Source organism: Amycolatopsis sp. NPDC051061, assembly GCF_040682935.1.
Classification (GTDB): Bacteria; Actinomycetota; Actinomycetes; order Mycobacteriales; family Pseudonocardiaceae; genus Amycolatopsis.
The window spans coordinates 45,483-58,908 of record NZ_JBFBBZ010000045.1 but is presented as its reverse complement, the minus strand read 5'-3'; the positions used below and the strand labels follow the sequence as shown (position 1 = coordinate 58,908).

8 protein-coding genes are annotated in these 13,426 nt (G+C 70.1%); 6 read left to right on the top strand and 2 right to left on the bottom strand.

All coding sequences use genetic code 11. The features are described 5' to 3' along the window. The first annotated feature begins 10 nt into the window (after positions 1–10). The 3 genes from AB0N03_RS40855 (at position 11) to AB0N03_RS40845 (ending at position 4,025) form a co-directional block, all read left to right on the top strand. A complete protein-coding gene (locus AB0N03_RS40855) occupies positions 11–1,384 on the top strand; it encodes an RICIN domain-containing protein (protein WP_364384177.1) in 1,374 nt (457 codons plus the stop codon). A gap of 67 nt (positions 1,385–1,451) precedes the next feature. Beyond that, positions 1,452–2,477 carry a LacI family DNA-binding transcriptional regulator gene (locus tag AB0N03_RS40850; protein ID WP_364384174.1) on the top strand — a complete coding sequence of 342 codons (1,026 nt, stop codon included), beginning with the start codon at positions 1,452–1,454 and terminating at the stop codon, positions 2,475–2,477. 69 nt (positions 2,478–2,546) lie between these two features. Beyond that, entirely contained in the window at positions 2,547–4,025 is a 1,479-nt protein-coding gene (locus AB0N03_RS40845; RefSeq protein WP_364384171.1) for an arabinofuranosidase catalytic domain-containing protein, read from the top strand. A 152-nt stretch (positions 4,026–4,177) separates the two neighbouring features. Here the strand turns inward: AB0N03_RS40845 and AB0N03_RS40840 are convergent, their stop codons facing one another. Together AB0N03_RS40840 and AB0N03_RS40835 are read right to left on the bottom strand one after the other, a co-directional pair. Then, positions 4,178–5,815: a ricin-type beta-trefoil lectin domain protein gene (locus AB0N03_RS40840; RefSeq protein WP_364384168.1), complete on the bottom strand. Its 1,638-nt coding sequence runs from the start codon at positions 5,813–5,815 to the stop codon at positions 4,178–4,180. Between the two features lie 34 nt (positions 5,816–5,849). Further along, entirely contained in the window at positions 5,850–7,238 is a 1,389-nt protein-coding gene (locus tag AB0N03_RS40835) for a glycoside hydrolase family 43 protein (protein ID WP_364384165.1), read from the bottom strand. Positions 7,239–7,535: 297 nt separating this feature from the next. Between AB0N03_RS40835 and AB0N03_RS40830 the strand changes: the two genes are divergently transcribed. The 3 genes from AB0N03_RS40830 to AB0N03_RS40820 are packed head-to-tail and all read left to right on the top strand — an operon-like array spanning position 7,536 to position 13,426. Next, a complete protein-coding gene (locus AB0N03_RS40830; RefSeq protein ID WP_364384162.1) occupies positions 7,536–9,509 on the top strand; it encodes an alpha-L-fucosidase in 1,974 nt (657 codons plus the stop codon). A 27-nt stretch (positions 9,510–9,536) separates the two neighbouring features. Further along, the gene (locus AB0N03_RS40825; protein WP_364384159.1) at positions 9,537–11,927 is read left to right on the top strand and encodes a ricin-type beta-trefoil lectin domain protein; all 2,391 of its coding nucleotides are present in this window, start codon (positions 9,537–9,539) and stop codon (positions 11,925–11,927) included. A gap of 32 nt (positions 11,928–11,959) precedes the next feature. Next, the gene (locus tag AB0N03_RS40820) at positions 11,960–13,426 is read left to right on the top strand and encodes an arabinofuranosidase catalytic domain-containing protein (RefSeq protein ID WP_364384156.1); all 1,467 of its coding nucleotides are present in this window, start codon (positions 11,960–11,962) and stop codon (positions 13,424–13,426) included.

The following is a 13,426-nucleotide window of genomic DNA, read 5'->3' as shown; positions in this document are numbered from 1 at the left end:
GAGCAGTCCGATGGTGAGGTATAGAGCCCTGTTCGCATCCGTCGCCGTCGGGGCGCTGCTCGCGATGGCCGCGACCGGCACCGCGCAGGCCGCCGGTTCCGGCGCGACGTCGCCGACGACGGCCGCCGCGGGGACCGCGGGCTGCGGGAAAGCCCCCGGCCTGGCGAGCGGGAACCACACGATTTCCAGCGGCGGCCAAAACCGCAGCTACATCCTGCGGGTCCCGACGGGCTACGACAACAACCACCCGTACCGGCTGTTCGTCGGGCTGCACTGGCGCGGCGGCACCGCCAACGACGTCGACTCGGGCGGGACCGACGGTTACAACTGGTCCTACTACGGGCTCCGGCGGCTGGCGGACAGCGCGAACAACAGCACGATCTTCGTGGCGCCCCAGGGCAACGGCAACGGCTGGGCCAACCCCGGCGGCCAGGACGTCACCTTCGTCGACGACCTGCTGAGGGAGCTCGAGGCGAGCCTGTGCGTCGACACGTCGCAGATCTTCGCGGGCGGCTTCAGCTACGGCGCTGCCATGAGCTACGCGCTCGCGTGTGCCCGGCCGACGGTCTTCCGCGCGGTCGCCGTCTACTCCGGGGCGAACCTCAGCGGGTGCGCCGGCGGCACCCAGCCCGTCGCCTACATCGGGCTCCACGGCCTCCGGGACAACGTGCTGCCCATCGCGTCGGGACGTGCCCTGCGCGACCAGTTCGTCCGGAACAACGGCTGCACGGCGCAGAACCCGCCCGAGCCGGCCAACGGCAGCCTGACCCACGTCGTCACCGCCTACTCCGGCTGCCGGGCCGGGTACCCGGTGGTCTGGGCCGCGTTCGACGGCGCGGGACACGACCCCGGCCCGCGGGACGGCTGCACCTGCGACGGCTGGCAGACCTGGACGTCGGGCGAGGTGTGGAAGTTCATCACGCAGTTCGACTCGTCGACCCCGCCGGCCGGGTCGCCGGTGCAGGTCGGGGTGAACTACACCCTGGTGGCCGAGCACAGCGGCAAGCTCCTGGACATCAGCGGGGTCTCCACCGCAGCCGGCGCCCTGCTGCAGCAGTGGCCGGCCACGGGCGGGCAGAACCAGCAGTTCGACTTCCTCGACTCCGGTGACGGCTACTACCGCGTCCGGGCCCGCCACAGCGGCCTCGTGCTCCAGGTGGCCGGTTCGGCCACCGGCGCGGACATCAGCCAGCAACCGGACTCCGGCGCTGCCGCCCAGCAGTGGCGGGTGGCCGACCAGGGCGGCGGGGTGGTCGGCCTGGTCAACCGGCTGAGCGGCCTGACGATGGACGTGTGGGGAGCCTCGACCGCCGACGGCGCGCGGATCTCCCAGTGGACGGCCTCCGGCGGGGCCAATCAGCGGTTCCGGGTCCAACGAGCCTGAGGTGGCCGGCAACCGGCGATATCCTCGAGCGAGCCCACAGAGACAATGACGTCTTGGGAGAGCGAACGTGTCCTCCGTCGAGTTGCCCCAGCTCCGTCCGACCCTGGCCGACGTCGCGCGGGCGGCGGGGGTGTCGACCGCCACCGCGTCCCGCGTGCTCAACGGTTTCCCCCGGGTCCGGCCGAAAACGCGCAAGCAGGTGGAGTCGGCGATGTCGGCTCTGGGCTACGCCCGGCAGAGAGCGGCGCGGGCGACGGCCGGGCCTACCGGATCGGTCGCGCTGGTGGTGTGCGAGGAAGTGCTGCGGCTATTCGCCGATCCGTTCTTCTCCCGCATCGCCGCCGGCGCCGGCCGGGAGCTGACGGCGGCGGGCCTGCAGCTCGTCCTGCTCACCGTGCCGGCGGCGGAGAACTACCAGGCCCCAGTGGTGCGGTACCTCGACGGCGGCCACGTCGACGGGGCCCTCGTCGTCGGCATGCACGGCCGCCGCCCGCTCGACCTGGGCTGGCTCGGCATCCCGGTGGTGTTCGGCGGACGCCCGGTCCGCGATGGGGATTCCGGCCGCTGCTCGTACGTCGACGTCGACAACCGGGGTGGTGCCCAGCGGGCCACCCAGCGCCTCATCGACGCGGGCCGGCGCACGGTGGCGACCATCGCCGGACCCCAGGACATGACCGCCGGCGTGGACCGCCTGCTCGGTTACCGGCAGGCGGTGGCGGGCGCCGGCCGCGGCGACCGGGGGCTGGTGGTGTTCGGCGACTTCGGCCAGGCGTCCGGCGAGCACGCCACCGCCCGCCTGCTGGACCGCCGGCCGCAGGTCGACGCCATCTTCGCCGCGTCCGACATGATGGCCGTCGGCGCGATGCGGGCCCTGCACCGCGCCGGGCGGCGGGTGCCCGGCGACGTGGCCGTCATCGGGTTCGACGACCTGCCGATCGGGCGTCGCACGGATCCGCCGCTCACCACCGTGCGCCAGCCGATCGAAGAGATGGGCGCCCGGATGACGGGCGAGCTGCTCGCGATGCTCGGTGGCTCGGCCGCGCCCCGCTGCGCGGTGCTGGGCACCGAGCTCGTCCTGCGGGACTCGGCCTGATGTTAACGCTAACACTTCACCGGCGGTGACCTGCCGCGGGTGAGATCCGTTGTGCTCGAAGGAGGATTCGTGACGACTCGAATCAACCCGTCCCGGCCGGGACGGCGGCAAGTGCGCGCCGTACTGGTCCTGGCCGCGATGGTGGCTGCCGCGCTGACCGGCGCGGTACCGGCGTCCGCGGCCTCGACGTCCCTCACGAGCGCGTCGTCGGGGCGGTGCCTGAACGTGACGGGCGGCGTCGACACGCAGGGCACGGCGCTCGAGATCCGGGACTGCACCGGCCAGGCGAGCCAGGCCTTCGAGTTCACCGCCGCCGGTGAGCTGCGGGCGATGAGCGGGACGCGGTGCGTGGACGCCTACGGCAACCAGACGGCGCCCGGGACGGCGGTGATCATCTGGTCCTGCACCGGTCAGGCGAACCAGCAGTGGCGGCAGAACTCCGACGGGACGGTCACCGGTGTCCAGTCGGGGCTGTGCCTGGACGTGAACGGGGCCGGGACGGCCAACGGCACCGCGGTCATCCTGTGGACGTGCCACGGCCAGACCAACCAGCGGTGGAGCACCGGTACCCCGCCACCGACCGGCGCGGGCCCGTGCGACATCTACGCTTCGGGCGGCACGCCGTGCATAGCCGCGCACAGCACGGTTCGCGCGCTCTACGGCTCCTACACCGGGAACCTGTACCAGGTCCGGCGCGCGTCGGACAACACCACCAGGAACGTCGGCGCCGTGGCGGCGGGCGGTGCCGCCGACGCCGGGTCCCAGGATTCCTTCTGCAGCGGCACGTCCTGCGTCATCACGGTGGTCTACGACCAGTCCGGGCGGGGGAACGACCTGTGGTACCAGGGGTCGAGCGTGGTTCCCGGCTCCAGCCAGAGCAGCCCCGCAAAGGCCACCACGGAATCGCTCACGGTCGGCAGCCGCAAGGCCTATTCCCTGTACATCAACGCCGGCAACAGCTACTGGCGGGACGGTCACCTGACCGGCGTGCCCACCGGCAGCGCACCCGAGGGCATGTACATGGTGACCAGCGGGACGCACGTCAACAGCGGCTGCTGCTTCGACTACGGCAACAGCGAGACGACCAGGAAGGCCGACGCCGCCGGCGCCATGGACGCGATCAACTTCGGCAAGCAGTGCTGGTTCGGCGGGTGCTCCGGAACCGGCCCGTGGGTGCAGGCCGACCTCGAGTGGGGCCTCTACCCCGGCGGCAGCCAGTCGTGGAACCCCAACCAGCGGGCGTTCACGAGCAAGTTCGTCACCGCGGTGCTGAAGAACAACGGGACTTCGCGGTTCGCCATGAAAGGCAGCGACGCCCAGTCCGGCAGCCTGACCACGCTGTGGGACGGCGGCCTCCCGAGCGGGTACAGCCCGATGAAGAAGCAGGGAGCGATCGTGCTGGGCAGCGGCGGTGACTGCTGCAAGCCCGGCGGCGGCGCCAACCTCAGCGCCGGCACGTTCTACGAAGGGGCGATGGTCGCCGGCTACCCGTCCGACGCGACCGAGAACGCGGTGCAGGCGAACATCGTGGCCGCCGGTTACCGCTAGCCGTTGGTTGCCGGGGGAAACCGAACGCCCGAGCCGGATCGGACGGCTCGGGCGTTCGGCTTGCGTGGACAGCGGGTACCGCGAGGTCGGCGGAGGGAAGACGGTCCCGCATCAGCCCGGGGAAGCCCGGGAGAGCTCGGGGTGCGGGTGGTTCAGGCGCGGCCCCAGCGCTGGTTCTGCTGTCCGTTGCAGGTCCAGAGGATCGCGTGGGTCCCGTTGGCGGTGCCCGCGCCTTCGGCGTCCAGGCACAGTCCGGAATGGACGTTCCGGACCGAGCCGTCCTGGGCGAACGTCCACTTTTGGTTGTCCTGCCCGCTGCACGGCCAGCTGAGCACCCGGGTGCCGTTGGTCGTGCCCTGGTGGTCGGCGTCGAGGCACTTGTCGCCGAAGACGCGGACTTCGCCGGTCTCCCAGGTGGTCCACAGCTGGTTCGCCGCGGTCTGGCAGTCCCAGATCAGCGCGCCCGCCCCGGCGGCCGTCGAGGCGTTGTCGACGTCGAGGCAGCGCCCGGATCCCGCGCCGCGCAGCCGTGCCGTCGTGGCGGCCAGCGGGGAACCGCCGGACACCCGGTACGCCGCGGCGCCGTGCGCCGGCACGCTCGCGGCGATCGGGCCGCCCGTCGCGGACGTGGTGCCGGTCCACAGGTCGGTCAGGGTGAACGCCGTGCCGGAGAGCCCGATCTGCGCGGCGGTTGTGCTCACGGTGGTCGTGGCACCGCCGCGGTTGAGCAACCCGACCGCGACCGACCCGTCGGCCAGCGGCTTGGCGAAGACCTCGACGTTGCCGTCGTCGCGCACCCGGCGGCCCCCGGCGCCGAGTGAGTCCTGATCGACCGCCAGCAGGCGCGGGTTCCGGAGGACGGCGCTGATGTCGGCGGACATGGTGCGGATGTCGTTGCCCGCCATCAACGGCGCGGCCATGAGGGCCCACAGGGCGAAGTGGGCGCGGGATTCGGTCAGCGACAGCCCGGGCCGGCCGACCACGAGCATGTCCGGGTCGTTCCAGTGCCCCGGGCCGGCCTGCGCGGCCAGCGGGGCGGTGACGTCGAGGACGTTGCCCACGCCCATCGGGTAGCTGTTGGTGTTGCCGTTCTGCCAGATGTCCAGCAGGTCTTCGGTGGTGCGCCAGAGGTCGGCGACCTGGCCCCAGTCGTACTTGTCGCCGGTGATGGCGTGGTAGCTGTTGGGGTTGATGCTGTAGACGATCGGGCGCCCGGTCGCGCGGACGGCGTCGCGCATGACGGTGAACCGCGCGACCTGCTCGTCGCGGGTGCCGGCGGGGGAGCACCAGTCGTACTTGAGGTAGTCCACCCCCCAGGACGCGAAGGTGCCGGCGTCCTGGACCTCGTGCCCCGCGCTGCCGGTGGAACCGGGGTAGGTGCCGGTGCGCTGGGCGCAGGTGCGGTCGGTCGGCACCTGGTAGATGCCGAACTTCAAGCCGCGGCCGTGGATGTAGTCGCCCAGTGCCTTCATGCCGCTCGGGAACTTCGACGGGCTGGCGCGCAGCGCGCCCTGGGCGTCGCGATTCGGGTCGAACCAGCAGTCGTCCACCACCACGTACTGGTAGCCCGCGTCCTTCATCCCGGACGAGACCATCGCGTCGGCCGCCTGGCGGATGGCGGTCTCGCTGACGCCGCACCCGAAGCTGTTCCAGCTGTTCCAGCCCAGCGGCGGGGTGAGCGCCGGGCTGCCGGGCGCGGCCAGGGCCGCCGTGGGAACGGTGATCACGGCCAGTGCGGTGGTCGCGGCGGTGATCAGGTGGAGGATGCGGTGGCGCGGTCGAACGGGCATCGTCGCCCCTTTCCGGAGGGTGGAGGTAGCGATGTCAGGTGGCGAACTGCCACCAGTTCACGTTGAACAGGTAACCGCTGCCCCCGGTGAACCGGAGGTACAGGTCGTGCGTCCCCGCTGCCCCGGTCATCGGGCAGGACACGCTCGTCCAGCTCTGCCAGCCGCCCGTGCCGCCGACGGTGCAGGTGCCGGCCAGAGTGCCCCCGGTGCCGTCCAGCCGGACCTCGATCCGGCCGCCGGCGGCCGCTGAGGCCACTCTCGCGGTGAAGGACCGGGCGCCGGCACCGAAAGCGGCCCCCTTGACCTTGATCCAGTCACCGTTCTCGAGGTAGCCGACGTTCATCCCGCCTTCGGTGGACGGCTCGGTCTCGACGCCGGACTCCCCGGCGATCGTTTCCGCTTCCTGCCGCGTGTACGGGTTCAGCGTGCCCACCTGCGGCGCGCCTGTTGTGCTCATGGTGATCGTGGGGAAGGTGCCGTCGGCGTTGTAGGTGAACTTTTCCACGGCCACCGAGCGTGTGTAGCCACCGCCGCCCGGCAAAGCCCCGTTGTGGTAGAAGAAGTAGGAGTTCCCGTTGAAGTCGAGCACACCCGGGTGGTTGGTGAAACTGGCTCCCTGGGTGGGCATGACCGTCCCGCGGTAGGTCCACGGCCCGGTGGGGCCGGGCGCGGTCGAGTAGCCGATGAACTCCGAGCAGCACTTCGCCGCGAAGACGTTGTAGTACAGGCCGTTGCGCTTGTAGACCCAGGGGCCTTCCTCGAACAGGGTCGGCCGGCTCGTGTTCCCCGTGCGCGTGCCGAACCCGGCGGTGGTGAGCGGGATCTGGGTCACGCCGCCCGAGTAGGAGATCATGTCGGCGTTGAGCTTCACGTACCAGAGGTGCGGGTTGCCCCAGTAGAGGTAGGCCTGCCCGTCGTCGTCGACGAACACCGTGGGGTCGATCTCGCCGTTGCCGACGAGCGGATGCCCGAGTGCGTCGCTGAACGGCCCGGTGGGGCTGGTCGACACGCCCACGCCGATGGCCATGGCGCCGGTCGCGCGGACCGTCATCGGGACGTACCAGTAGAACTTACCATTCCGGTAGACGGTCTGGCCCGCCCAGGCGTTGGCGCTCGCCCACGTGAAGGTGGCGAGGTTCATAGGGGAGCCGTGGTCGGTCCAGTTCACCATGTCCGCCGACGACCACACCCGCCATTCCTTCATGGTGAAGTACGTCGAGGCGTCTTCGTCGTGGCCGGTGTAGAGGTAGACGCGGCCGTTGTACACCAGCGGCGCCGGGTCGGCGGTGTAGATGGTCTGGACGATCGGGTTGTCCGCTCTGGCCACCGCCGGGAACAACCCCAGAACGCACAGCAGCGCGACGATCAGGGCGAGACTGCGCCGGGGCTTGCCGATCGCCGATGGGGAGGACGCGACTCTCACAGGTGCTCCTTCGGTAGTGGTCACCGTTGCTCGCGCTCCAGAGCCAGGCGACGAGCAGTGTGACACGGCGATGTTCACGCTCACAAGCATTCGTCGCAGCGCATGAAAGTTACACCCGGCGAGCCCGGCGCACGCTGGGGTTTCGCCGTCTCACCTGATCTCGATTGCCCGCGGGGCTTGACCACTGACGTCGTCCGCGCCTACACCTGTTGTCAGTGCTGGTGATTCACGACACGGACATCCGTCAGAACGGATGTTAACGCTAACGTGATTTCGGACCCGAGGAGGCTTCCCGCCATGCCCGAGTTCAGCCGTCGCACGATGCTGGGTCTGATCACGGTGAGCGGCGCGGCGACGGCCGGCCTCCTGCGCGGCGGGGCCGCGTGGGCCACCGCCGGGCCGGGCAGCTACACGCCCACCTGGGCGTCGGTCGACCAGCACCCGCCCGCGGCGGAGTGGTTCCAAGACGCCAAGTTCGGCATCTACTTCCACTGGGGTGTCTTCAGCGTCCCCGCGTTCGGCAACGAGTGGTACCCCCGCAACATGTACGTCGGGGGCTCGGCGGAGAACAACCACCACAAGGCCGTGTACGGCGACCCGTCGGCGTGGCCCTACCACAACTTCGTCAACGGGGCCCGGGACAAGGCCGGCAACTGGGTGCAGTTCGCGCCGAAGCTCAAGTCCACGGGCGGGAACTTCGACCCGGCGGAGTGGGCGCAGCTCTTCGCCGACGCCGGCGCCAAGTTCGCCGGACCCGTCGCCGAACACCACGACGGCTTCTCGATGTGGAACAGCACCGTCAACGAGTGGAACTCGGTCGCCAAGGGGCCGCGGCTGGACCTGGTGCGGCTGCACGCCGACGCGATCCGCGCCCGGGGCCTGAAGTTCATGGTGTCGCTGCACCACGCCTACCACTTCACCGGCTACTACGACCACGTGCCCGCGCAATCGGACGCCAGTCTGCGCAAGCTCTACGGCCAGCTGGGCACGGCGGCGGAGAACCAGCTCTGGTACGACAAGCTGGCCGAGGTCGTCGACGGTTATCAGCCGGATCTCCTCTGGCAGGACTTCAACCTGCCCCGCGTCGACGAATCCCGGCGGCTGAACTTCCTTTCGTACTATTACAACAAGGCCGTCGCGGGGAACAAGGACGTCGTCGCGACCTACAAGGACGGTTTTGACAACCGGGGCGAGGTTTTCGACTTCGAACGCGGCGGACCGGGGGACATCCAGAACCCGTACTGGCTGACCGACGACAGCATTTCCAGCTCCAGCTGGTGCTACACGACCGGCATCGGCTACTACTCGATGAAGGCGATGCTGCACGCGCTCATCGACCGCGTCAGCAAGAACGGCACGATGCTGCTGAACATCGCGCCGATGGCCGACGGCACCATCCCCGCGGGACAGCGGACCGTCCTGCTCGGCATCGGCGACTACCTCGCCCGCTTCGGGGAGTCGATCTACGCGACCCGCGCGTGGTCGGCCTACGGCGAGGGCCCGACGCAGATGGGCGGCGGCTCCTTCACGACGCCGCGCGAGGGCACCAACCGCGACATCCGGTTCACCCGCAGCAAGGACAACACCGTCCTGTACGCCACGGTCCTGGGGTGGCCGGGCAGCACGCTGGACATCACGACGCTCGGCTCGAGCCGGATCGACCTCGGTTCGCTGAAGACCGTGCAGCTGCTCGGCTCCACCGCCGGGTCCTACACCGACCTGCCCGACCGCACCCAGGACGGCTCCGGGCTGCACCTCCGGATGCCGTCGGCCACGGCGCCGTTCAGCGCCCCGGCGTACGCGGTGAAGCTGACCTTCTCCGGCCAGATTCCGGCGCCAGGGTCGGGTCCGGTGCCCACGAGCTGGGTGCGGATCGCGAACGTCACGACCGGTCTGGTGCTCGACAGCGGCGGGACCGTCGCGTCCGGGTCGGTGCTCAAGCAATGGTCCTACGACGGCTCGGCCAACCTGCAGTGGCAGCTGGTGGACCTGGGCAGCGGCTACTACCGGATCGTCAACCGCACCAACGGTTTGGTCGCCGACAGCGGCGGCCGGACGGGCAACGGCGTCAACGCGGTGCAGGCGGCCTGGAACGGTGGCGACAGCCAGCAGTGGCGGCTGGCCGGCCTGGGCAACGGCCGCTACCAGATCGTCAACCGGGGCACCGGCACCGCCCTCGACGGCGCGGGCACCACCACGGCCGGGTCGGCCGTGGTCCTGTGGGCCCCGAACAGCAGCACCAACAACCAATGGACCGTCACGGCCGTCTGAACCCCTGCGTCGGAAGAGAGAACCGCCATGCCTGCAACCCTGCTCCGGAGGGTGCGAGCCTCGATGGTCGCGGTCGTCGTCCTGGCCGCCGGCGTGGTGGCCGGTGCCGCGCCGGCCGAGGCCGCCACCTCGATCACGATCAACGGCGGTTCGGCCGGCCGCACGTTCGACGGCGTCGGCGCGGTCAGCGGCGGCGGGGGCAACAGCCGCCTGCTGATCGACTACCCCGAGCCCCAGCGCGGCCAGATCCTCGACTACCTGTTCAAGCCGGGTTACGGCGCCGCCCTGCAGATCCTCAAGGTGGAGATGGGCGGGGACACCAACTCCACCAGCGGAGCGGAGCCCAGCCACGCGCACTTCCGCGGTGATCTCGACTGCAACCGCGGTTACGAGTGGTGGCTCATGGAGCAGGCCAAGGCGCGCAACCCCGGCATCAAGCTCGTGGGCCTGCCCTGGGGTGCCCCGGGCTGGATCGGCAACGGCACCTTCTTCTCCAGTGATCTGACCGACTACTACCTCTCGTGGCTCGGATGCGCCAAGCAGCACGGGCTGACGATCGACTACCTCACGACCGTCCAGAACGAGAAGCAGTGGAGCGCCGACTGGACCGTCACGATCCGCAACGCGCTCAACGCCAACGGGTACAACGCCGTCAAGCTCATTTCCGGGGATTCCTGGCCGGGGGACTGGGGACCCGCGAGCGCGATCTCGACGAACACGGCCTACCGCAACGCGACCGACGTGCTCAGCGCCCACTACACCTGCGGCTACCTCAGCGCGCAGACGTCCTGCAGCGTCCCGGCCAACGTCACCAGCTCCGGCAAGACCCTGTGGTCCAGCGAGAACGGCTCCCAGGACTACAACGACGGTGCCAAGCCGCTGGCCCGCGGCATCAACCGCGTCTACCTCGACGGCAAGATGACCGCGTACCTCAACTGGGACCTCATCGCCGCCACCACCCCGAACATCCCCTGGCCGACCGTGGGACTGGCGCTGGCCAACCAGCCGTGGTCGGGGTACTACTCGGTCGGCAAGGACGCCTGGGCGCTGGCGCACACCACGCAGTTCACCGCGCCCGGCTGGAAGTACCTCGACGCTTCCAGCGGCTACCTGGGCGGGAACCGCGCCAACGGCAGCTACGTCTCGCTGAAGTCCCCGAGCACCAACGACTACAGCACGATCATCGAGACCATGGACGCCACTTCGGCCCAGACGCTGAACTTCACCACCACCGGCGGAGTGTCCACCGGGCAGGTGCACGTGTGGGCGACCAACCTCAATTCGAACAACCCGGCGGACTTCTTCGGGCACACGGCCGACATCACCCCGTCCGGCGGCGCGTTCACCCTGACCGCCCAACCCGGCTACCTGTACACCGTCACGACCACCACCGGGCAGGGCAAGGGCACCGCGAGCAGTCCGCCGCAGGGTTCGCTGAACCTGCCCTACAGCGACGACTTCGACGGGTACGCGCCGGGCAAGGAGGCCAAGTACCTGATGGACATGGAGGGCGCCTTCGAGACGGCCGCCTGTGGCGCCGGCCGCACCGGCACGTGCGTGCGCCAAGCCGCTCCGCAGAAGGCGATCCCCTGGAAGAAGACGACCGATCCGTACGCGTTGCTGGGCAACGTGGCCTGGAGCAACTACACGGTCAACTCGGACGTGCTGCTGGAGAAGTCCGGGTACGTCCAGCTGCTCGGCCGGGTCGGCTCGCAGGACACGGGCAACCAGGGCGCGGTGAACGCGTACTACCTACGGGTCAGCGATACCGGCGTGTGGTCGATCCAGCGCAACAACACCAGCCAGCAGGTCACGACGCTGCGCAGCGGCACGACGACCGCGCTGGGCACCAACCGCTGGCACAAGCTGTCACTGGGCTTCTCCGGCAGCACCATCACCGCCAGTGCCGACGGCGTGGCGCTCGGGACGGTCACCGACAGCACTTTCCCGGCCGGCCAAGTCGGGATCGGCACCAGCCAAGGGGAGACGGCCCAGTTCGACAACTTCGCCGTGGCCGGCTCGGGCGGCGGGTCGACGTCCGTGCTGCGCAACACCGGCTCGGGACGGTGCCTCGACGTCCCCAGCGCGTCGCAGACCAACGGCACCCCGGTGACGCTGTGGGACTGCAACGGCGGCGGCAACCAGCAGTGGACCCTCACCTCCGGAAAACAGCTCCAGGTGTACGGCACCAAATGCCTCGACGCCGAAGGCGCGAGCACGGCAGCCGGCACCCGGGCGATCATCTGGGACTGCACGGGCGGGGCCAACCAGCAGTGGAACGCGAACGCCGACGGCACGATCACCGGTGTCCCCTCAGGACTGTGCCTCGGCCCGAACGGCGGCGGCACCGCGAACAGCACGCCGATGACCCTGCAGGCCTGCGCGGGCAGCAATGCCCAGAAGTGGACTCGAAGCTAGCCGCATCTTCGACCGGACAAAGGAGTTCGCTCATGACCTCACGATGGAGAAGGCTGCTTCGGACCACAGGTGCGGCGGTGGCGCTCGCCGCGGGCGCGCTGGCCGGCCCGGCCGCGCCGGCACAGGCCGCCACGCAAGGGCCGTGCGACCTCTACGCCGCCGGAGGTACGTCGTGCGTGGCCGCGCATTCCACTACCCGGGCGTTGTACGGCGCCTACAACGGCTCGCTCTACCAAGTCCGGCGAGCCTCCGACAACACCACCAGGGACATCGGCCTCCTGAGCGCGGGCGGCGTCGCGAACGCCGCGGCCCAGGATTCGTTCTGCGCCGGCACCACCTGCCTCATCACCGTCATCTACGACCAGTCCGGCCGGAACAACCACCTCACCCAGGCCCCTCCCGGCGGGTTCCCCGGCCCGGCGGCCGGCGGGTACGACAACCTGGCCAACGCGGCCGCCGCCCCGATCACCCTCGGCGGCCAGCGGGCCTACGGCGTGTTCGTGGCTCCCGGCACCGGGTACCGGAACAACAACGCCACCGGCACGGCGACCGGCGACCAGCCGGAGGGCATGTACGCGATCTTCGACGGCACGCACTACAACGGCGGCTGCTGCTTCGACTACGGCAACGCCGAACGCAACAGCCGGGACAACGGCAACGGCACGATGGAGGCCATCTACTTCGGCAACATCAAGGTCTGGGGTTACGGCGCCGGACCTGGCCCGTGGGTCATGTCCGACCTCGAGAACGGCCTCTACTCCGGTGTCAACGCCGGCTACAACGCCAACGACCCCACCATCAACCACCGCTACCTGACCGCGATCCTCAAGGGCGAGTCCAACCACTGGTCCATCCGCGGGGGCAACGCGCAGTCCGGTGGCCTGTCCACCTTCTACAACGGCCCACGCCCCAACGTGTCCGGGTACCACCCGATGCGGAAGGAAGGGGCGATCATCCTCGGCACCGGTGGTGACAACAGCATCGGTTCCGCGGGCACCTTCTACGAAGGCGTGATGACTTCCGGCTACCCGTCGGACGCCACCGAGAACGCCGTGCAGGCCAACATCACCGCGGCCGCCTACGGCAGCGGTGGCAGCGGCACGAGCACCGGGCCACTGCACGCGGTGGGCGCCGGCAAGTGCCTCGACGTGCCGGGTTCCACCACGACGGCCGGCACCCAGCTGCAGATCTACGGCTGCAGCGGCCAGGCGAACCAGGCGTGGACACGCACCTCGTCGAACCAGCTGACGGCCACCGTCGGCGGGACGACGCTCTGCCTGGACGCCTCGGGCAACGGGACCGGTGCCGGGACGAAGGTGGTGACCTGGTCCTGCAACGGCCAGGCCAACCAGCAGTGGACCGTCAACTCCAACGGAACGGTCACCGGTGGGCAGTCCGGCCTGTGCCTGGACGTGACCGGCGCGTCCACGGCCAACGGCGCGCTGGTGGAGCTGTGGACCTGCAACGGCGGCAGCAACCAGCAATGGACGCTGGGTTGA